General features: G+C 73.0%; 19 protein-coding genes. 7 read left to right on the top strand and 12 right to left on the bottom strand.

All coding sequences use genetic code 11. The features are described from left to right. Nucleotides 1-203: 203 nt before the first annotated feature. Nucleotides 204-932 carry a pentapeptide repeat-containing protein gene (locus tag IEZ20_RS24955; RefSeq protein WP_189302532.1) on the top strand — a complete coding sequence of 243 codons (729 nt, stop codon included), beginning with the start codon at nucleotides 204-206 and terminating at the stop codon, nucleotides 930-932. Nucleotides 933-1,013: 81 nt separating this feature from the next. Here IEZ20_RS24955 and IEZ20_RS24950 read toward each other — a convergent pair whose 3' ends face one another. Continuing rightward, the gene (locus IEZ20_RS24950; protein ID WP_189302530.1) at nucleotides 1,014-1,322 is read right to left on the bottom strand and encodes a hypothetical protein; all 309 of its coding nucleotides are present in this window, start codon (nucleotides 1,320-1,322) and stop codon (nucleotides 1,014-1,016) included. A 145-nt stretch (nucleotides 1,323-1,467) separates the two neighbouring features. Between IEZ20_RS24950 and IEZ20_RS24945 the strand changes: the two genes are divergently transcribed. Together IEZ20_RS24945 and IEZ20_RS24940 are read left to right on the top strand one after the other, a co-directional pair. Beyond that, a complete protein-coding gene (locus IEZ20_RS24945; protein ID WP_189302528.1) occupies nucleotides 1,468-2,031 on the top strand; it encodes a GNAT family N-acetyltransferase in 564 nt (187 codons plus the stop codon). A 19-nt stretch (nucleotides 2,032-2,050) separates the two neighbouring features. Continuing rightward, nucleotides 2,051-2,350, top strand: coding sequence for a hypothetical protein (locus IEZ20_RS24940; RefSeq protein WP_189302526.1), 300 nt, complete (start codon nucleotides 2,051-2,053; stop codon nucleotides 2,348-2,350). Here IEZ20_RS24940 and IEZ20_RS24935 read toward each other — a convergent pair. Then, nucleotides 2,289-2,774 (bottom strand): L,D-transpeptidase family protein, encoded by a 486-nt coding sequence (locus IEZ20_RS24935; RefSeq protein ID WP_189302524.1) that lies wholly within the window; start codon nucleotides 2,772-2,774, stop codon nucleotides 2,289-2,291. The two genes, IEZ20_RS24940 and IEZ20_RS24935, sit on opposite strands and share 62 nt — an antisense overlap. A gap of 46 nt (nucleotides 2,775-2,820) precedes the next feature. Between IEZ20_RS24935 and IEZ20_RS24930 the strand changes: the two genes are divergently transcribed. Both IEZ20_RS24930 and IEZ20_RS40450 read left to right on the top strand, forming a co-directional pair. Further along, nucleotides 2,821-3,282, top strand: a complete 462-nt coding sequence (locus IEZ20_RS24930) for a DUF2690 domain-containing protein (RefSeq protein WP_189302522.1) — start codon at nucleotides 2,821-2,823, stop codon at nucleotides 3,280-3,282. Nucleotides 3,283-3,318: 36 nt separating this feature from the next. After that, nucleotides 3,319-4,632 carry an ankyrin and HEAT repeat domain-containing protein gene (locus tag IEZ20_RS40450; RefSeq protein ID WP_189302519.1) on the top strand — a complete coding sequence of 438 codons (1,314 nt, stop codon included), beginning with the start codon at nucleotides 3,319-3,321 and terminating at the stop codon, nucleotides 4,630-4,632. 18 nt (nucleotides 4,633-4,650) lie between these two features. Here IEZ20_RS40450 and IEZ20_RS24920 read toward each other — a convergent pair whose 3' ends face one another. After that, a complete protein-coding gene (locus tag IEZ20_RS24920; protein ID WP_189302517.1) occupies nucleotides 4,651-5,292 on the bottom strand; it encodes a hypothetical protein in 642 nt (213 codons plus the stop codon). A gap of 245 nt (nucleotides 5,293-5,537) precedes the next feature. Between IEZ20_RS24920 and IEZ20_RS24915 the strand changes: the two genes are divergently transcribed. After that, complete coding sequence (locus IEZ20_RS24915) at nucleotides 5,538-6,176, top strand: CatB-related O-acetyltransferase (protein ID WP_189302733.1); 639 nt, start codon at nucleotides 5,538-5,540, stop codon at nucleotides 6,174-6,176. A 50-nt stretch (nucleotides 6,177-6,226) separates the two neighbouring features. Here IEZ20_RS24915 and IEZ20_RS24910 read toward each other — a convergent pair whose 3' ends face one another. The 8 genes from IEZ20_RS24910 to IEZ20_RS24875 form a co-directional block, all read right to left on the bottom strand. Then, complete coding sequence (locus IEZ20_RS24910; protein WP_189302515.1) at nucleotides 6,227-7,408, bottom strand: lanthionine synthetase LanC family protein; 1,182 nt, start codon at nucleotides 7,406-7,408, stop codon at nucleotides 6,227-6,229. Between the two features lie 68 nt (nucleotides 7,409-7,476). Then, a complete protein-coding gene (locus IEZ20_RS24905) occupies nucleotides 7,477-7,629 on the bottom strand; it encodes a hypothetical protein (RefSeq protein WP_189302513.1) in 153 nt (50 codons plus the stop codon). A 17-nt stretch (nucleotides 7,630-7,646) separates the two neighbouring features. Then, nucleotides 7,647-10,292 (bottom strand): lantibiotic dehydratase family protein, encoded by a 2,646-nt coding sequence (locus tag IEZ20_RS24900; RefSeq protein WP_189302511.1) that lies wholly within the window; start codon nucleotides 10,290-10,292, stop codon nucleotides 7,647-7,649. Then, the gene (locus tag IEZ20_RS24895; RefSeq protein WP_189302509.1) at nucleotides 10,289-11,266 is read right to left on the bottom strand and encodes a thiopeptide-type bacteriocin biosynthesis protein; all 978 of its coding nucleotides are present in this window, start codon (nucleotides 11,264-11,266) and stop codon (nucleotides 10,289-10,291) included. The genes IEZ20_RS24900 and IEZ20_RS24895 overlap by 4 nt, the downstream gene beginning before the upstream one ends. A gap of 181 nt (nucleotides 11,267-11,447) precedes the next feature. Then, nucleotides 11,448-11,600 (bottom strand): hypothetical protein, encoded by a 153-nt coding sequence (locus IEZ20_RS24890; protein ID WP_189302507.1) that lies wholly within the window; start codon nucleotides 11,598-11,600, stop codon nucleotides 11,448-11,450. Next, nucleotides 11,597-11,908: a protealysin inhibitor emfourin gene (locus IEZ20_RS24885; RefSeq protein ID WP_189302505.1), complete on the bottom strand. Its 312-nt coding sequence runs from the start codon at nucleotides 11,906-11,908 to the stop codon at nucleotides 11,597-11,599. The genes IEZ20_RS24890 and IEZ20_RS24885 overlap by 4 nt, the downstream gene beginning before the upstream one ends. 88 nt (nucleotides 11,909-11,996) lie before the next feature. Further along, nucleotides 11,997-13,208, bottom strand: a complete 1,212-nt coding sequence (locus IEZ20_RS24880; RefSeq protein WP_189302503.1) for a M4 family metallopeptidase — start codon at nucleotides 13,206-13,208, stop codon at nucleotides 11,997-11,999. An 88-nt stretch (nucleotides 13,209-13,296) separates the two neighbouring features. Further along, the gene (locus IEZ20_RS24875; RefSeq protein WP_189302501.1) at nucleotides 13,297-14,256 is read right to left on the bottom strand and encodes an endonuclease/exonuclease/phosphatase family protein; all 960 of its coding nucleotides are present in this window, start codon (nucleotides 14,254-14,256) and stop codon (nucleotides 13,297-13,299) included. Between the two features lie 616 nt (nucleotides 14,257-14,872). Here IEZ20_RS24875 and IEZ20_RS24870 point away from each other — a divergent pair. Further along, entirely contained in the window at nucleotides 14,873-16,276 is a 1,404-nt protein-coding gene (locus IEZ20_RS24870) for an isopeptide-forming domain-containing fimbrial protein (protein WP_189302498.1), read from the top strand. A gap of 178 nt (nucleotides 16,277-16,454) precedes the next feature. On the opposite strand, the gene IEZ20_RS24865 is transcribed toward IEZ20_RS24870, so the two are convergent. After that, nucleotides 16,455-18,155, bottom strand: coding sequence for a tetratricopeptide repeat protein (locus IEZ20_RS24865; RefSeq protein ID WP_189302496.1), 1,701 nt, complete (start codon nucleotides 18,153-18,155; stop codon nucleotides 16,455-16,457). Between the last annotated feature and the right edge of the window lie 31 nt (nucleotides 18,156-18,186).

Here is an 18,186-nt window from a genome sequence, read left to right as displayed (position 1 = left end):
GCTGCCCGGCGTATAGAAGCGTATAGAAGCAAGAAATGGGACGAAGTTACTCGACGGAGATCCTCTTCGGAGGCACTCTTCGCAGTCACTCTTCGCGATATTCGACATATTCGACGCAGTTGTCCGAAGCCGTTGTTCGCAAGCGCCCCCGCGCGCCACCATGACGCTGGTCGAGACCCTCCCGGATACAGGGGAGACTTGCCATGCCCGTCGCAGGCCCATGGCAGTGGGCCCTCGTTTCCACACTGGTCGTTCTCGGTGCCCTCTTCGCCGTGATCGCCTGGCGGATGGCCGTCCACGAGAGGGAGCAGGAGCCGAGGATCGAAGTGCTTTCCGCCTTGGGCGGAGGCCTCATCACCGGCCTGGCCGTCGGCTTGGCGGTGCTGTTCCTCCAGGCGTCCTTCGAGCAGTCCCAGAAGTACGCCACATGGCGAGCGAACGTCGAGGCCGCCGAGAGCATCCCTGGGTTCACCCCCGGCGGCCGGGACATCAAAGGCATCAACTTCAGCGGCAAGAACCTGCGCGACGCGGACTTCCGGACACTCGACCTGAGAGGTGCCAGATTCCGGGACGCCGTACTGCAGGGCGCGACGTTCGACGGTGCCGATCTGGAGGGCGCCGAACTGATTGGCGCCGATCTCGAAGACGCGAGCCTCAACGGGGCCGATCTCCATGGCGCCCTCCTGCAGAGCACGAACATGACGCACGCGGACATCGGCGGCGTCTCACCGAACGCGCTCGACGGGGCCCAGGTGAACGGGCGCACGTGCTGGCCGGCCACGGTGAAGCCCGAGCAGCTCAGGGAGACCTGGGTGCGGGCCTTCGAAGACAAACGCGGACACCTGGTGACCCCGGAGCAGGAGCAGAAGGAGGACGGTTTCAAAGGAGGGCAGAAAGCACCCTGTCCGCACCTGGAGGACAGCGCCCACTGAAGGCGGCCGTGGGTGGGACAAGCGTGTGGCGCCACCCGCCCCCGGAACGGGGACGGGCAGCGCCACACAGGAGAGGGAGACTCAGCCGGGGAACGGCTTGCTCTGGTTCTCCTCGGTCTTGATGCACTGGTCGAGCCGCCGCTGGATGGCGGCCGCGTCCGCGAGGGCCTTCCTGGCCGCCGCGTCCTCCCCCAGCCGCTTCAGCTGCGCGGCCTTGGTCTTGAGCTGCGCGATCTGCTGGCGCATCTGGCGCTCGTTGCACGTGATGGCGGCCTTGGACACGATCGCGCCGTGGCCGGCCGGCGTGGCCGCGTGAGCGGGCACCGACGTGACGAGGAACCCACCGGCGATGACCGCGGAGACGGCCAGGGCGGAAAGGCGCTTGGTCATAGGTTGTAATCCCCCAGATAGGGCTTGAGTTGGTCGGAATGGATCTTACAAAGCGCTGTGAACCGGCCAGTAACCGGCCCCGGCACCGTAGGGTCGGACGGCCACCGGTGGATGGAACGCTCGGACGGGAGACAGCGTGCACGGTATGGAGATCGGGGCTGTGGAGACCGGCAGACTCAGCCTCCTGCCGCTCGCCGTCGAGCACGCGGACGAGATGGCCGACGTGCTGTCCGATCCGGAACTGCATGCCTTCATCGGCGGCGCCCCGCACTCTCCGCAGGACTTGCGCACACGGTACGAACGCCTGGTCGCCGGCTCACCGGATCCCTCCCGGACGTGGTGGAACTGGGTGATCAGGCTCCGCGAGGAGAAGCGCCTGACCGGAACGGTCCAGGCCACCGTCACCGCCGCCGCCCACGGATGTGTGGCCGAGGTGGCCTGGGTGGTCGGAACTCCGTGGCAGAACCGGGGCATCGCCACCGAGGCGGCGCGAGGACTCGTCGCCTGGCTGCAGGAGCAAGGCGTGCAGACGATCCGTGCCCACATCCATCCTGACCACCGGGCATCCGCCGCCGTCGCCGCCGCAGCCGGACTCGCTCCCACCGAGCACCGGTACGAGGGCGAGGTCAGGTGGGAGCTTCCCGCGCCGCAGTCCCCGGCCCACGGACTGTGCCGTCCCGCCGAACCAGCGGCCACGCTCGACGCGTAACGCATGCGGGTCATGACGCATGGCGTATCCACCGTCGCTGTCGCTGTCGCTGTCGCTGTCGCTGTCGCTGTCGCTGTCGCTGTCGCTGTCGCTGTCGCTGTCGCTGTCGCTGTCGCTGTCGCTGTCGCTGTCGCTGTCGCTGTTGCTGTCGCTGTTGCTGTCGCTGTCGCCGTGGACCGTGCCGAACGTCGGCGGGGCGCCGGGGGAGGTAGACCTCGCCCGGCGCCCCGTGGGACCGCCACCGGTCACAGGACGGGTCACACGACCCGGAGCCGCCGGGGGGCCGGCCCGTCGGCCAGGACGGCGAACAGCCTCTTGATGTCGCCGGGGGCGAGCTTGATGCAGCCGTTGGACCTGTAGTCGGACGGCCCGTCCCAGCGCCGGCTCTCCAGGCGCCCCCGTCCGCCGTCACGGGTCATCTCACTGTGGATGAACAGGGCCGTACGCCTGGTCCGGCCGTTGTCGCAGGTCTTGTCGCTCAGCGGGACGGCGTACCCCTTGATGACCGAGCCGTCGTAGCGCGTGTGGCGGGCGCCGACGGTGTAGGTGCCGGCCGGCAGCCAGCCCCGGGCCGTGGCGCACTCGTCCCGCCCCTTGGGGTGGCCGGCACCGAAGCCGGAGCCGGCGCGGTAGGAGGCCACGGTGTGGTCGCCGCGCAGAACGGTCAGCCGCGAGTTCTGCGGGTCGCCGGCGTTGCGGACGAACTTCAGCGTGGTGACGGACGCTCGGCCCGCCTCCCGCACGAAGCGGCGGGCCGCGACCGTCCGGCGACGTTACGCCCTGCGGACGGTGGCGGCGACCGCGGCCCTGGTGGCCGCCCTCACCCTCCCCCTCTCCTGGTGGCTGGCCGACGCACTGGGCCGTCCGGCCGCACGCCGCTTCCCCGCGCCGGACCTCGCGACCGCACGGCCCCTGTGCACCGGCCGGGCCTGCCAGGGCGAGGAGGCCAAGGCGACGTGGTGTTCGGGCACGTCGGAGACCGTCGCCAGGAGACGAACCGCCGAGGGCGCGGTGTTCGAGGTCCTCTACGCCAGGGCGTGCGGGGCGGCCCGGGGCCGTATGTGGTTCTCCCACCACGGGGACCGGCTCGTCATCAGCCTGGCCGGCGACCGGTTCAGCGCGCAGGACACCGACCCGGCCACGACCGGCAGTTACCACTCCACACCGATGCTCGCCACGGACACACCCCGCCGCATCACCGCCTGCTACCTCCCGGAAGACGGTGCCCGGGTGTGCGTCCCGCATCCCTAGACTTCACGGGGCCGCGGAACGCGACGGGGGAGAGACATGAGCACGGGTGCGGGCACGAGCGGTGCGGTAGACGGTGAGCTTCCCACGGGCGGTGAGCTGCCCCTGGACGGTGAACCTCCCTTGGTCGCCGCGGCTCGGGACGGCGACACCGACCTGGTGAGGAGGCTCCTTCTGGAGGACGGCGACCCCGACGTGTGCGACGCCCGCGGCACGCCCGTGTTCTGGCTGGCCGTCGAAGCCCGCTCCGCGACCGTCGCGCAGCTGCTGCTCGACCACGGCGCCGATGCCGTGCGGTGCGGGCCGGACGGTCCGCACCCGCTGCGCGCGGCGGTCGACCGGGGATCGCCGGCGCTGGTCGAGGTGCTGCTGGACAGCAGGGTGCGGGCGCGGTACGGCGAGCAGGAACTGCTGGAGATGCGGGACCTGGCGCGTCACTGGTACGAGACGGGCGTCGAGGCCGAGCTGCGCCGCCGCACAGGGGCCGGGGGTTCCGCCGGCCGTGTCCGGGTCCAGGACGACGAGTTCAACAGCGTCCACGAGCTCTCCCTCGGCGGGACGACCGTACGGGACGGGCACGCTGCGATTCTCACCCGGCTGGAGGAACTCCTCCGCATCCGGGCCGGCTTCGAGGAGCTGATGGGCCGTGCACTGACCCACCGGGACCCGGACCACACCGCATGGGGGAGCGCCGCCATCCTGCTGGCCCACCGACGTGACGAGGAGACCTGGACGGCCGCCGCGGCGCTGCGCGCCCACCCCGACCCGGTCCGCCGGTTGTTCGGTGCCGAGGTGCTCCGGCTGACGCATCTCTTCGACGACGGCGACGAGGACGCGTTCGCCGGGCCCGCCCTGGACATCTTCACCGACTGGTCGGCCGAGGAGACGGACCTCGCCGTGCTCACCGAGGTGCTGGTCGCCCTCGGAGAACACCCCGGCCCCCGCGCGGAGGCTGCGCTCCTGCCCCACGCCGGCCACCGGGACGCCCGGGTACGGAGGGCGGTGGCCCAGGGACTCAGCGCCTGGTCCTCCCCGCCGGTCTTCTCCGGCGCGGCCCGCGCGGCCCTGCGGGAGCTGATGACCGACAAGGAGGCGGTCGTACGGGAGGACGCCTGCCTCACGGTCGCCGTGGGCAGGGACCGGGACCCCGCCCTCGCCGACGCCCTGGCCGCCCTGCTGGACGACGCGGACCGCCGGGTCCAGGCCGTCGCCGTGTACGGACTCGCCCTCCACGACGACGAGCGCTGCGTGGAAGGCGCCCGCCGCCTCGGCCCGCCGCGGCCCGACCGCCCCGACGAGGAGCGCTACCTCGGCGCGGCATGGCGCTACGAGTGGCGGCGCGACGGCCGATGACGCCCTCGCCCATGGCGGTTAACGGTTGCGCCGCCGCTGCCCGCCGTAGAGGACGGACGCCCCGGCCACCACGGTCAGCCCGGCCGTCGCAGCGGCGGTGATCTCGCTGGTGTCCTGGTCGTCGGGGCCGTACGGCAGCCACGGATCGAGCAGGCCCAGCGGGTCCTCCCGCACCGTGATGCGGTCGCCCTTCGCGGCCTGCCCGAAGCAGTTCTGCATCTGGGAGACCTCGAAGGTGCGCCGCTCCCCGCCCAGTTCGCGGACCCGGCACGTCATGTCGGCGCCGTGCTCGCGGTGCAGGTCGGCGACGTCCACGACGACCGCGTCCACCGGCTCGCCGGCCGCCCGCATGTACCCCTCGTACACCGTCGGCCCGGCGAACAGCGTCAGCGCGAAACCGGACACCGCCACCAGCGTGGCCGCCCCGGCCCGGTGCCACACTCCACCGACCAGACACGTCGCGACCGCGAGGACGGCCAGCACGACGACCACGCCGAGCAGCGTCACCCACTGCGCCACCCCGGCTCCGAACAGCAGCAGTACCGGGACCGCCGCCGCCCACGCCAACGAGTCGACCGCCCTGCGGGCCGGACTCCACGCCCGCTTCCCGCTCGCCGCCCCTGCGGGAACGGTCCCCGCCGCTGTCCCGAACTCGCTCATACCCCCGTCGCCTCCCGAACGTCGTCAGCCGTCGTACGCCGACGAGGGTACGAGTACGAGACCAGGGCGGATGCGAGAGGGAGGGGGACGGAAAGGGGCCAGGGCGGAAGCGAGGGGGACCGGTTGCGGGGCCGGCGGCAAAACCGGTGGGCCGGGACGGACCGGTGGCGGATCATGGACCGGTCACCGAACCGCACCCGCTGAGGAACTGCGAGGACCTGCGCGCCATGCCCGCGATGCCCGCCATGCCTGCCCCTGCCGACCCGACGGTCCTCCACCCGATGCCCGACCAGCCGCGCGTGGTGCTCCTCAAACCGCTGGTCAAGTCCCCGCTGATCGAGGTCGGCGAGTACTCCTACTACGACGACCCCGACGATGCCACCGCGTTCGAGACCCGCAACGTGCTCTACCACTACGGGCCGGAGAAGCTGGTCATCGGCAGGTTCTGCGCGTTGGGCACGGGCGTGCGGTTCATCATGAACGGCGCCAACCACCGCATGGACGGCCCGTCGACCTTCCCCTTCCCCACCATGGGCGGTGCGTGGTCCGCGCACTTCGACCTGCTCACCGGTCTGCCGAACCGAGGGGACACCGTCGTCGGCAACGACGTCTGGTTCGGCCACGGGGCGACGATCATGCCGGGCGTGCGGATCGGACACGGAGCCATCATCGGCACCGGCGCCGTCGTCACCGGTGACGTGCCCGACTACGGCATCGTCGGCGGCAACCCGGCCCGCCTGATCCGCACCCGGTACAGCGAGCAGGACGTCGCCCGGCTGCTGGCCGTCGCCTGGTGGGACTGGCCGGCGGAGCACATCACCGAGCACGTGCGGACGATCATGTCGGGCAGCATCGCCGACCTGGAGGCCGCCGCGCCGGCGTAGTACCGGGTCTCCTCGTCCCCGGACGGGACCACAGGACACCGTGCCGTTCCTCAGCGCAGCCCCAGGCAGCACAACCAGCCGCGCGGTGCTCCGTGGGCGGCGGTCAGGAGCGCGGACAGGGTGCCCGGCAGGCCGGTCAGCAGGTCGGCGGGCCAGGCGGCCGGGGCAGGGGAGGCGAGGCGGGCCGTCAGGTGGTGGACGAGCCGGTGCTTGAGCGCGGCGGCGGCGGGCAGCCGCGCGTGGCGGTCGAACGCGTCGGCCACGGCCAGCACACCGGCGGCCCCGTGACACAGCCCCAGACGGTCGGCCGGGGTGTCGCCGTAGAGGTGGAACGTCTCGTCGTAGTGCTCGGCGAGCGTGGTGAAGGCGGCCGCGGCCCAGTCCGCGGCCGCCGCGTCCCCGACGGCGTCGGCGGCGTCCCACAGCGCCCAGGCGACCCCCGGGGTGCCGTAGCACCAGGCCTGGCGGGGGTGGGCCCGGCGTGCGGGCGGACGGTCGAGTCCGGCGCCGGGCCAGGTGCGGATGCCCCGCTCGTCGTCGTACGCCTGCCGGACCAGCCAGCGCGTGGCCCGGCGCAGCGCCGCGGCGAGCCCGGCGGCGAGGTCCGTCTCCGGCCCCGTGCGCAGCGCGGCGGTGAGCGCGGTGACCACTCCGGCGACGCCGTGCCCCATGCCGGTGTTGACACGGCCGTGCACCCAGGCGAGGTGCGGGTGGTGCGCGTAGTGTCCGGTGCGCAGCCGTCCCAGCTCGTCGTCGTCGCACAGCAGCGCCAGGTGCTCGGCGAGCGGTCGCGGCGGGGGCTCGGCCGGCGCGGTGGCGCACAGGGCGAGCAGGGTGCCGGCGGGGCCGGAGATGAGGTCGTAGTCGGGGAAGGCGACCGCGTGGGTGCGGTACCGGAGCGGTCGCCCGCCCAGGTGGGCGGCGAGCCGGTCGGCGGCGGGCCGCAGCCCGGGGTGGACGCGGGCGCCCAGGCGCAGGCCGACGAGCGTGCCGGCCAGGCCCCCGTCGTACAGGGCGGGGTGGGACGGCCCGCGTCCGGCCGTGCGGGACCACACGGCCACGGCGTCCGGTGCCGCCCGTCCGTCGGCGACGAGGTGGGCCAGGACCGGGATCCCGGGGTCGCAGGGGTGCCCGCCGCTCCCGGGTGCCTCGGTCCACTCCCGCAGGCAGCGGACGGCGAAGCCGTGGACGTCACCGAGTGCGGCGGCCGGTGCGGGGGTGTCGTGCTGCATCGTCCTCCTCGCCTGCGTGCGGGCCGGGGCGGAGCCGCCCTCCCGGGCGGGCGGCTCCTGGGGGCGGATCAGCAGATCACGACCGTGGCACAGACGAGGATCGTGCACAGGCCGCTGCAGCCCTCGGTGTACGCGGACGCCGACGGCAGGTCCTCGCTCGTGATCCGCTCCTCGAGGTCGCTGATCAGGGTGTCGAGTTCGGTGAGTTCGTTGGCGGGCATGGGACTTCCCCTTTCACTCATCGGTTGTGGGCCGCCCCGGCGGGCCGCCTGGCGGGCGGGCCGGGGACGTCGTGCCGGCCCCCGGCGGCCAGCGCGTCCGCGGCGGCTGCGGCGAGCCGGGCGGCGCTCTGGTCGTGGGGGAGCCGGAGCAGCAGTTGAGCGGCGACGGCCGCGCCGCCGTGCAGCGGGTCGCGCAGCAGCAGGCCGTCGGGTGCCGGCAGCATCTCCTCCACCAGCAGCGCGGTGCCCGCCTCCCGGGCGCACAGCCGCTCGATCTGGTGGAGGGCCGTCAGCGAGGCGAAGTCGACGGGGACCGGCTTGGCTCCGGGGGCGGTCCGCGCGAACGCGTGCCGGGGCAGACCGGCACTGCGGCGCAGCAGAGCGAGCGTGCGGACCTTGGCGAACAGGTCGTCACCCGGCTGCCACAGCCGGCCGCGGTCGATCCGCCAGGTGGCGGGGGCCAGGACGAGGTCGCCGCCCGCGGTCAGCCGCGGCAGCCTGGCCCGGTCGGGCAGGGCCGCCTCCAGCGCGTCCAGGCGCACCAGGTACGAGGCGGCGGGGTGGCTCGCGGTGAGCAGCAGGCGCACGAGGGTGTCGTAGGGCGGGGCGGGGGACCGGGTGGCGTGGTACACGGGGATGATGCGCCGGCCGTCCGCCTCGGCGACGATCCGGCCCCGGCTGCACCGCAGGCTGATGCGGTCCAGCGGCAGGTAGCGGGCGTGCCTGCCGGATGCGCCGTAGTACGGCGTGGGGTCCGGGTCGCCGGTCCACCAGCGGGTGGTGACGGGCCGGCGCACGGCGTTGGCGGACCGCTCGGTGAGCGGCGGCACGAGCAGGTCGACGAAGCGGACACCGGTGCGGTCCTCGACGGCGGCGAGGAAGGCGCGGTAGGCGTCGCCGTTGCCGTAACCGCCGTGCAGGGCGCGCAGTCCGTCGGCGAACCGCGCGTCGAGCACCCCGGCGGCCGAGGCGGTCTCCAGGACGGCCACCGGGCCGGTGCCGGCGGAGGGGGCCAGCGGGCGCAGCAGGCAGTCGACCGGCCAGGGCGGCAGGGCGTCGTCGGCGGGTGGTGCGCCCAGGGTGTCCAGCAGCGCGTGGTCGAGGTCGACGCGGTCCGCGCCCCTGCGGGCGGCGGCGTCGAGGTGGTCCAGCAGCCGGGCGTAGCCTCCGCCGCGGTCGTGGGCGGGGGACCAGCCTGTGTAGCGGCGGGGAGCGGGCGGCGGGTCGTCGGCGCTCAGCCGGTCGGCGAGGAACTCGCTGAGGGGGCGCGCCTGCTCGGTCAGTCCGGCGAGCGCGGCCTGCCGGTCGGCGGGGACGGCGGGGTGGTCGGCTTCCCGGAGGGCGGCGATCCGGGCCGCGATCCGCAGTCCGCGCAGGACGCGTGCGACGGCCGCCGCGGGCACGGTGGCGTCGGCTCCCGGACGACGGTAGGAGTCGAGGAACCAGGCGTCGGACCGGCCGCCCGCCGCGGGCCGCGGCAGGGTGCCGGTGGCGGTGACCGTGCCGGCCTCCACCCAGCCGCTGTGGTGGTGCCGGGGAGCCCGGCAGATCTGCAGCAGGCCCAGGCCGTGCAGGTGCCGGAGGAACCCGCGCAGCACATCCGGGGACAGGGGCGGTCGGCCGGGCGGCGCGGACAGGGGTGCCAGCGCCCGTTCCAGTTCGCCCAGCGGGCGCGGCCCGTCGGCGAGGAGGGCCAGCACACCTTCCAGCAGGGGGGTGCGGCGCAGCAGGATCTGCCGCAGCCGGCCGGGTTCGCGGGGATCCACGACGTAACAGCGCACCTGGCCCGGCGCGTCGCCGGGTGCGGTGGCGGGAGGTTCGGCGAAGTGCAGGGGCGTCGGCGCGAGCAGGGTGTCCGGGCCGGCGGTGCGCAGGTCCGCGGGGGCGGTCCGGGCGCGGACGAGGTGGACGTTCTCCACGGCGATCGCGGCCAGGGCACCGAGCGTCGTACCGGGCACGAGCAACGGGGGGCACCCGTCCGGCCCGCCGGTCACCGGGAGCGCGGCGATCTGGCCCGCCCAGCCGCGGGGCGTGGTCTTCACCGCGGCCCGGCCCACGACGCGCCACAGGTAGGCGGCGCGTTTGCGCAGCTGCCTGCCCGACCAGGACTGCCCTGCGGCGAGCCGCCGTTGGACGTCGTCGGCGAGTCCGGGCGCGGCGCTGTCCACGAACGCCCGCATCACCGGGCTGGAACACGTCGTACGCCAGATCTGCTCGGCGACACGCTCCTGTTCGGCCGTGACCGCCTGCCGCAGTGCGGCGACCGCCGCCTCGGCCGCCTCCGCCTCGCCCAGCAGGGCGCGCGCCTGCCGCGCGAGACCGGCGGGCACGGCGGGCGAGTGCTCCAGGAGCAGGCAGTCCGGCCTGCGCGGGGCCGCTCCGGAGTGCAGGCGACGCCGCAGGGCGAGTACGGCACCCCGGTCGGCGGGAGCCAGCGACGGGTGCGGTACGACCTCGTCGCCCAGCCGGTCGGCCAGCGCCCCTGCCCGTACGGCGAGCCGCCCGTCGGTGTCGGCCTGCCGGGCGGCACCCTCGAACAGGTGCTCGGCGGCCCCCGCCGTCCAGGCCGCGCCGGGCATCCCGCCCACCCGCAGCAGCGCCGTGGCCCCGAGGACCGCGCCACCGGTGTCCGCCGCCTGTGCCGGTACCCGCCCCGTGCTCACCGCACCCCCTCGCGGCCGTCTGCGGCGAGCGCCTCGGTGAGCAGGCACTGGCGTGCGGTGGAGAGCGCGGCCCGGTTCCAGTGGAAGACCGCGTAGTGGGCGGCGGCCCGGCGCGCGCCGATCGTGGCCTCGCCGGAGGCGAAGTAGCGGGTACGCCACTGCTCCGCGGCCCGCCCCACCGCCTGCACGTGCTCGCCCACGACGTTCCGCCAGTTCTGGGGCAGCGCTTCGAGCCGGGCGCCGGGGCTCAGCTCCCACCAGTCGCGGATCCCGGCGGCGGCCCGCCGCAGGTCCGGTGCGCCGAGCCCTCCGGGCAGCCGGCGGCCGGCCTCCTCCCGGACGGCCTGCCAGACCCCTCGATGTTCCCAGCCGACGATGTCCAGGGCGTCGAACACCGCGTGCAGCAACGCGAGCGACACCCGCCAGGACGGCGGTGGCGGAGCACCGGCCGCGAGGGTGTGGACGTCCAGCCAGGCGCGCGAGTCGGCGGTGAACAGCGCGTGCACCCAGGGCATGGCCGGGGGCCCGCCGAAGAGGTACGTCTCGGGCTCGTACACACCGGCCACGGGCGGCCCCCAGGTGCCTTCCGCCTGCCCGGACCCGAGACGCCGGAGCAGCGTCTCGCGCAGCTCGCCCGCCCGGGACGGCCGGGCCGCGAGGAACCGCACGCGCAGGCCAGGGGGTTTGTGCATGAAGAAGAACTCGCGTGCCTGTCCGGAGTCGAGCAACTCGCGTGCCGTGGCGGCGAGCTGCCCGTACGGCAGCGGTCCGGGGCCGGCGGGTGCGCAGGCCAGGCCGAGCTGCACCCACCCGGCGTCGGGGGTGTGCGCGCGCAGGGCGTCCAGACCGGCCGCGAGGAAGGTCCGGCGGGCCGCCGCGTAACCGGCGCCCCGGACGGCGACGGGCACGGTGCCGAGCGGCTGTGTACGCGCGTCGTCCAGGCAGTCGGCCAGTAGACGCTCCACCCGCACCATGCGGCCTCCTCACCGGGGAAGACGAAACCACCCTTGTGATGTCCGCACGGCACGCGTCCCGAAGCACGCGAACGAATTGGTCATATGATCAACAGGAGTGCGCGGGAGGTATACCACCCGCGGTGGAAGCGCGGTCGGCGCGCCCTCTCCCACCGGCGCCGCCGACCGGCGGGGCGAGCCGTCACAGCGTCACGTCCTCGCCCGGCCCGGGTGCGATGACCTCGTATGGCTCCCCCTCCGCCGCGTCGAGGAAGCGGGCCGGTGCGCCGGGCCGGGTGGCGTGGACGCCGTCGATGGGGAATGCGTCGTAGGGAGGGGGCGCGTCGCCCGTCACTGCTGGGCGGAGTGCTTCTCCAGCCAGCTGAGCAGGGCGGCGAACTCCGGGGACATGGTGGTGTCCGACTGGGTCAGCTCGGTCGAGCGCCCGCCCTCCTCCACCGTGACCGTGTAGCTCATCGCGTCCCTGGCGCGGCCGGGCCCGGGCCCCTCATGCCCGGCCGCACCGGTGGAGGCAGCCGCCACCAGCTCGGCCAGCTCCGCCGCGGCGCTCTCGGGCAGGGCGTCGGTGTCCACCACCGTGGGCGGCCGGCGCAGGTGGACCGCGGCCGCGAGCCCGCCGTGCCGCGCCAGGGTCACCTTCATCGTGCACACCCTCCCGGGGCCGGCCGAGTCGCGAAGGAACGGTTCGTGACGACCTCCCGAGGACCGGGCCGGTACCGACCGGCCGCGGTCACCTCATCGCCTTCAGCGCGGTGAGGTCCTCGTTCAGTTCCCTCAGCTGTGCGGAGAGTGCCCCGACCTGCTTGCTCAGCGCGGCCAGGCCGTCGTCCCGGCCCACACCGCCGTCCCGGCTCGCCGCGAGACTGCGCGCCCGGGCCACCCCGGCGGGGACTCCGCTGATCTGGATCCCCACCCCCTGCCACGCCGCCAGCACGGCCAGTTGTTCGGCGCTGCCGGCGCCGAACAGTTCCTCGGCCTTCCGGTAGGTGGTGTCCGCGAAGTCCTGGAACTTCGTCTCCATGCTGGATGCCTTGAGCGACTCGTACCAGATGAGGCCGGGAGCCTGCCAGGCGAATCCGCCGATGCCCACGGCGGTCAGGTAGAACGCCTTGTTCGGGATGCCCGAGTTGATGTGCACCCCGCCGTAGTCGCCGGCCTCGGTGTTCGGCAGGTTGACGAACCTGCTCATGTGGTCGGGTTGCGGGTCCTTGCCGAGCAGGGGGCTGTCGTACGCCGTCCCCGGGGCCTTCAGCGAGCGCAGTGCGTCGGCCTCGATGCCCGGGGTGAACACGTCGGCGCCGATCAGCCAGTCCGCCGTCTCCGCCGTCTCGTTCGCCGACCACTGCTTGACCAGTGTTCCGAAGACATCCGAGATCGACTCGTTCAGCGCACCGGACTGGTGGTGGTAGGCGAGGCCCGCCGTGAACTCGGTGACCCCGTGGGTCAGCTCGTGGGCGATCACGTCGATGGACGCGGTGAAGTCGGTGAACATCCTTCCGTCCCCGTCACCGAAGACCATCTGCCGTCCGTCCCAGAACGCGTTGTTGTACCCCACGCCGAAGTGGACGTACCCGTCCAGGCGCATGCCCAGGCCGTCGAGCGAATTGCGCTGGAACACCTTCTGGTAGAAGTCCCGCGTGGTGCCGAGTCCGTCGAACGCCCGGTTCACGGAACTGTCCCCGGACTCCGCGCCCTCCTCTGTCCGGACCAGAACGGCGAAGGGCAGGAACCGTCCCTGCCGGCAGTCGAACACCGTCCGCCGGCCGTTCCCGGCGGCGGCCGCTCCGGCGAAGGTTGCCCGGACCGACCGCTCACCCCGCAACCGCGTCGTGGTCAGCAAGGTGTCCAGGGCGGCCTTGCGTACGTCGCTGTCGTCGCTGTGCAGGAGCTTGTCGAGGAGATGCGGCGGGATGATGCAGTTGACGTGGCGGGTCCTGGTCATGGGAGACCTCCTGAGCGAGAGGAACGACGGTTGATTCGTTGACCACTTGCAGACGACGTGATCACCCGGCCGCAGGCACGGACGCGTCTCATGCCGTCGGCGGGTGTACTTCCAGTTCGAAGACGACGGGACAGTGGTCGGATGCCTTCGGCTTGTCGTGCCCCACGCCCGGGAACCGGGGCCCGGTGTATTTGACGGCACGCAGCGGCATGCCCTTGCGGAAGATCTCCGGCGGGGTGTGCGGGGCTGCCCGGGCGAGTGAGACGGACGGCAGGATGTAGTCCAGCTGCCGGTAGTCCTCGCCGTCGTCCCAGTAGTGTGTCCACCGCTCCCCTTCGGGCAGGCGGGCCACCACGTTCTCGACCTGGTCCCAGTTGACGAGGCGACTGATACCCGAACCCCCGTCGCCGTCCGCTTCCAGATAGTCGTTCAGATCGCCGAGGACCACGAACGGACGGTCGCCCGGTGACGCGCTCCCGAAGCGGTCGGTGACGATGTCCATCACCTTGCCGGCCTGCCGCTCCCGCTTCCCCCGGGTCTCCGCGCGTCCTTCCCGCATGGACTTGAAGTGGTTGACGAACAGCGTCACGGGCGTACTGTGCCCCTGACCCACCCCGACCTCGACGTCGACCTCGAGGCAGTCACGCGAGAACAGCGGTGCCGTCGGGGCCCCCGGGTCCATCAGGTGCTGGTACGAGCGGATACGCGTGATCGGCAGCTTCGACAGCACCGCGACGTCGATCAGCCGCGGATCGTTGCCGTCCACCCCGGCGACGTAGGGGTACTCGGTGCGCCCGCCCAGCGCCTGAGCACGGAAATACTTGAGCGTGTCGACGTTCTCCACCTCTTGCAGGCACAGCACGTCGGCCCCCAGTTCCCGCACCGCCGCCCCCGTGATGGCTTTGTCGTCCATACCCAGTTCCTCGAAGAGGGTCTGATCGACGATCCAGCCCCTCGAGTTGGCGGCCGCCGGGTCGACGCCGGCCTTGAACCGCCAGCGTGCGAAGAGATTCTCGACATTGAACGTGGCCAGTCGCAGCGTTGTCACGGGCCCTCCCGAAAGACCGGGACGGATAGGTGGCCAGTACCGGGAAATGCGCGTCCGCGCTCGTGCGCGGCAGCAGCAGAAGAAGCGCGGAGGCCCGCCGGCCCCGTTTCCAGCGGCAGGGGCCACGCTGACAGCAACAATTTTCCTGCCGGTCACGGTGCCTTGCAAACGCAGGGACGGCCAGGACCTCTGACGGATGCGGGCGGTCGACGACGCGCGTTTCCAGCGGAGTTGGACAGCGGGAGTACACCCCCGGCACCGTCGCACGCCGAAGGCGACGTCAACTTCCCGACGGGCGATTCACCCGGGGAAAGGGTGAGCGGACAGGAGCGGCCGGTCGGTTTCGGCCACGACGGGGGCGGCGGGTGAGGTCAGGGAGGCGGGTGCGTCCCCAGCGGTGTGGAGGCCGGGGGCGCGCGTGCCGGTGCGGGGCGCCAGGCGCAGGCGAGAGCCGGCGAAACCTGCGGCACAGGGTTGTCCGGACACGCGTCGATGTCACTTCTCGTGTTCGCGTGAATACGGTGAGCTGTCTGCCGTTTCGGGCTCCGTCACCCGACGTGCAGGCGTGGCAGGTCGACGGGGCGCCTCCGTGACGCCGACCCCAAGGAGAAGACCGATGAGTACACCTCCCGCCGCACCGCTCCGCGTCGCCCTGGTCAACGGCAGCTTCGAACAGCCCGCCGTCACCGACTACGAGATCCTTCCGGACGCCTCCCAGACCCAGGCGCCCAAGCGGGTCCCGGGTTGGCTCACCACGGCGTCCGACCACAGGATCGAGTTATGGCGGTCGGGGTTCAGCGGCGTGCCGGCGGCCGAAGGCGCCCAGTTCGCGGAGCTGAACGCCAACGAGGTCGCCACCCTCTACCAGGACCTGCCGACCACGCCCGGGTCGAAGCTGTACTGGCGGCTCTACCACCGCGGCCGGCTGGGACAGGACACCATGGCGCTGGACATCGGCGCACCGGGCTCCCCGGTGGAGCAGCGACGCTTCACCGACGGCAACACCGCCTGGGGCTACTACACCGGCACCTACACCGTGCCGGCCGGCCAGACGACGACCCGCTTCTCCTTCCGGTCCGTCTCCGCAGCCGGCGGCAACCGCGGCATCGGCAACTTCCTCGACGGCATCTTCTTCGGCACCGCCCCCTACCTGGTGCTCACCAAGACCGCCGTGCCCGCCGGACCGCTGGAGGTGGGTGATGTCGTCACCTACCGCGTCACCGCCAGGAACGAGGGCGGCGGCAACGCCGAGAACGTCGTCCTGACCGACACCGTCCCGGAGGGGACGACGTACGTGCCCGGGTCGCTGCGCGTGGTCGACGGTCCCAACGCCGGTGCCAAGAGCGACGCGAACGGCGACGACCAGGCGTATTACGACGCCCAGGCGGACCAGGTCGTCTTCCACCTGGGCAACGGGGCGTCCGGGGCGCAGGGAGGCAGCCTGCCCAGTACCGAGACGCTGCCGTCGGGCACCACGGTGGAGTACCGGGTCGTCATCGACCGGGCGAGCGGCGGCAAGCAGATCAGCAACACCGCCTCCGCCTCGTACGAGAACCGGCTCGGCCCGACCCCGGAGCCGCTGACGGCCACCTCCGGCGAGGAGGTCACCGAGGTCAAGCCGGCGGCCGACCTCACCGTGACGAAGGCGGCCGACGCGACCACCGTCACCGTCGGGCAGACCGTGACCTACCGCGTCGCCGTCCGCAACACCGGCCCGAACCAGGCCACCGGCGTCACCGTCACCGACCGGCTCCCGGACGGCCTCGCCTTCCTGTCCGCCGACGGCACGTCCGGAGCCTACGACCCGGCCACCGGACAGTGGGCCGTGGGCGACCTGTCCGACGGCTCCACGGCGACCCTCACCCTGCGGGCCAAGGCCACCAGGGCCGGCCGGATCACCAACACCGCCACCGCCACCGCCAACGAGAAGGACCCCGACCTGACGGGCAACACCGACACGGTCACCGTCTGCGTCGAACCGGCCCCCTCCTGCTGCGATCCCTGCTCCCCCCGGAAGTAGCCCCTCCGATCCGGCTGCGACACCGGCCCCGGGCCCGGGTGAGGGGCCGAGGGCCGGCGTGTGTGGGTCCTCCCGGGACGGTCACCGGGAGGACCCATGTCGCTGCCCCGCGATCGACGGCGGCGAGCCGGAACCCACGGCCGACGCGGAGCCGGTCATCGACATCGCCTCGACCTCCTCAGCCCTCCCCGGCACAGCACCCGCCCTGCCCGGCCGAGTGCCCGGAGGTCTGCAGCCGGCAGAAGCAGGACGCCTCGATCTCCACGTCCGCCACCGCGGCGGCGAACTTCAGCTGCTGGGCAACGAGCCGTGCCTCCGCCTGCCTGCCCAGCCGTACGAGGCACTCGTGCAGGCCGTGCAACGCCCAGACGTTGCCCGGGTGTTGCAGCGGGCGGGGCAGCGTGTCGTCCAGTCCGAGGTCGGCGCGGTAGACGTCCTCGGCCTGCTCGACCAGGCCCTGTTCGAGGAGCAGGGCGCCGTAGGCGTGGCGAGTGGGCTGCATCCACCCCCAGGGCTCGTCGTACGGAAGACCGTCGTCCAGCTCGATCGACCGGCGCAGCGCCGCGAACGCCGCCTCGTACGCACCCTTGCGGTACTCCAGCTCGCCGTCGAGCATGTGCGCCGCGATCGCCAGGATGTCCGTACAGGTGTTGTTGAACAGCATCCGGGTCGCGGGGACCCGGGCGGCCGCCTCCCGGAACAGCTCGCGTTCCCGCTCCGCCTCGCCGATCCGGCCCGTCGCGGCGAGCGCGACCCCGCGCGCGTACCGGAGCATCGCCGTGGTCACGCAGTACAGCTCCGCGTCGGCCGGCAGCGCGAGGCGCAGGACGTCCTCCCAGCGGCCGAAGCGGATGAGCACGTGCACCCGCATCGCCAGGAAACCCTCCAGCCAGTCGGCCATGGGCGGACTGTCCACGCGCAGCAGTTCCTCGGGCACGGCCGCCTCCAGCCGTTCCGCCGCGTCCAGCGCGTCCTCGAAGCGGCCGAGGAACATCGCGCCGTAGATCTTGAAGTGGTGGTTGTGGCACCGGTACAGGGTGTAGAAGTTCATCGCGCCGGCCCGGTCCGCGAACTTCTCGTCGGCCGCGATCGCCGCCGTGTTGTCGCTGACCACACGGCGGTAGTCGCCGCAGAGCACCTCCAGGTGCGAGGGCATGTGCCGCAGGTGACCCGCGTCCGGTACGAGGTCGCGCAGCCGGTCACCGGCGGACAGGGCGGCCTCGGGGGTGGGGGACATCTCCATCAGGTGGATGTACAGGTGCAACAGCCCCGGGTGCCGCTCGCCCGCCGCCGTGGCGATCGCCCGTTCGAGTACGGTCCTGGCCTCGGTGGTGCGGGCGCCCCGGGCCGGCCGGCCGGTGCGGATGTCCCACAGCTGCCAGGGAGTGAGGTTCATCAGCGCGTCGGCGTACAGGGCGGCGACGTCCGGGTCGTCGCCGGCCAGGCGGTACACGGCTCGCATGCTGTCGGCGTAGGCGGTGTTCCACACCGGGCAGTCCCCGGCATCCGGCACCGAGGCCCGGGGGTAACGGGCCTGCAGGGCACCGATGAGCGCCTGCTCGACCGGCGTGGCACCGGCCGCCTTCGCCCGCGCGCGCCGCACGGCCGCGTGCGCACGCTCCACCGTCCGTTCCAGGTCGTCCTCGTCGAAGAACTCCCACGGTTTGTTGTAGTTCGGTCCCAAGGCGTAGGCCAGGCCCCACTCGGCCATGGCGCAGCCGGGATCAGCCGCGGCAGCGGCCTCGAAGCAGCGGGCGGCCTCTTCGTGGTTGAAGGCGTACGTCCAGGTCAGGCCGCGGTCGAACCATGCCTGTGCCTCGGGGGACGTCGTCGTCACGCGCCGGCCGTGGCCGCCGAGGTCGTAGTCGTAGTCACGCATGCGGACTCCTCACGGTCCGACGGCCGACCGT

It is taken from the genome of Streptomyces cinerochromogenes (genome assembly GCF_014648635.1).
Lineage (GTDB): Bacteria > Actinomycetota > Actinomycetes > Streptomycetales > Streptomycetaceae > Streptomyces > Streptomyces cinerochromogenes.
This window is presented reverse-complemented; position numbering and strand designations above follow the sequence as displayed.

What these genes read in the sequence shown, in the direction of transcription:
- IEZ20_RS24955 (WP_189302532.1), top strand. Translation starts at nt 204, where the DNA reads ATGCCCGTCGCAGGCCCATGGCAGTGGGCCCTCGTTTCCACACTGGTC.
- IEZ20_RS24950 (WP_189302530.1), bottom strand. Translation starts at nt 1,322, where the DNA reads ATGACCAAGCGCCTTTCCGCCCTGGCCGTCTCCGCGGTCATCGCCGGT.
- IEZ20_RS24945 (WP_189302528.1), top strand. Translation starts at nt 1,468, where the DNA reads ATGGAGATCGGGGCTGTGGAGACCGGCAGACTCAGCCTCCTGCCGCTC.
- IEZ20_RS24940 (WP_189302526.1), top strand. Translation starts at nt 2,051, where the DNA reads ATGGCGTATCCACCGTCGCTGTCGCTGTCGCTGTCGCTGTCGCTGTCG.
- IEZ20_RS40450 (WP_189302519.1), top strand. Translation starts at nt 3,319, where the DNA reads ATGAGCACGGGTGCGGGCACGAGCGGTGCGGTAGACGGTGAGCTTCCC.
- IEZ20_RS24920 (WP_189302517.1), bottom strand. Translation starts at nt 5,292, where the DNA reads ATGAGCGAGTTCGGGACAGCGGCGGGGACCGTTCCCGCAGGGGCGGCG.
- IEZ20_RS24915 (WP_189302733.1), top strand. Translation starts at nt 5,538, where the DNA reads ATGCCTGCCCCTGCCGACCCGACGGTCCTCCACCCGATGCCCGACCAG.
- IEZ20_RS24910 (WP_189302515.1), bottom strand. Translation starts at nt 7,408, where the DNA reads ATGCAGCACGACACCCCCGCACCGGCCGCCGCACTCGGTGACGTCCAC.
- IEZ20_RS24905 (WP_189302513.1), bottom strand. Translation starts at nt 7,629, where the DNA reads ATGCCCGCCAACGAACTCACCGAACTCGACACCCTGATCAGCGACCTC.
- IEZ20_RS24895 (WP_189302509.1), bottom strand. Translation starts at nt 11,266, where the DNA reads ATGGTGCGGGTGGAGCGTCTACTGGCCGACTGCCTGGACGACGCGCGT.
- IEZ20_RS24885 (WP_189302505.1), bottom strand. Translation starts at nt 11,908, where the DNA reads ATGAAGGTGACCCTGGCGCGGCACGGCGGGCTCGCGGCCGCGGTCCAC.
- IEZ20_RS24880 (WP_189302503.1), bottom strand. Translation starts at nt 13,208, where the DNA reads ATGACCAGGACCCGCCACGTCAACTGCATCATCCCGCCGCATCTCCTC.
- IEZ20_RS24870 (WP_189302498.1), top strand. Translation starts at nt 14,873, where the DNA reads ATGAGTACACCTCCCGCCGCACCGCTCCGCGTCGCCCTGGTCAACGGC.
- IEZ20_RS24865 (WP_189302496.1), bottom strand. Translation starts at nt 18,155, where the DNA reads ATGCGTGACTACGACTACGACCTCGGCGGCCACGGCCGGCGCGTGACG.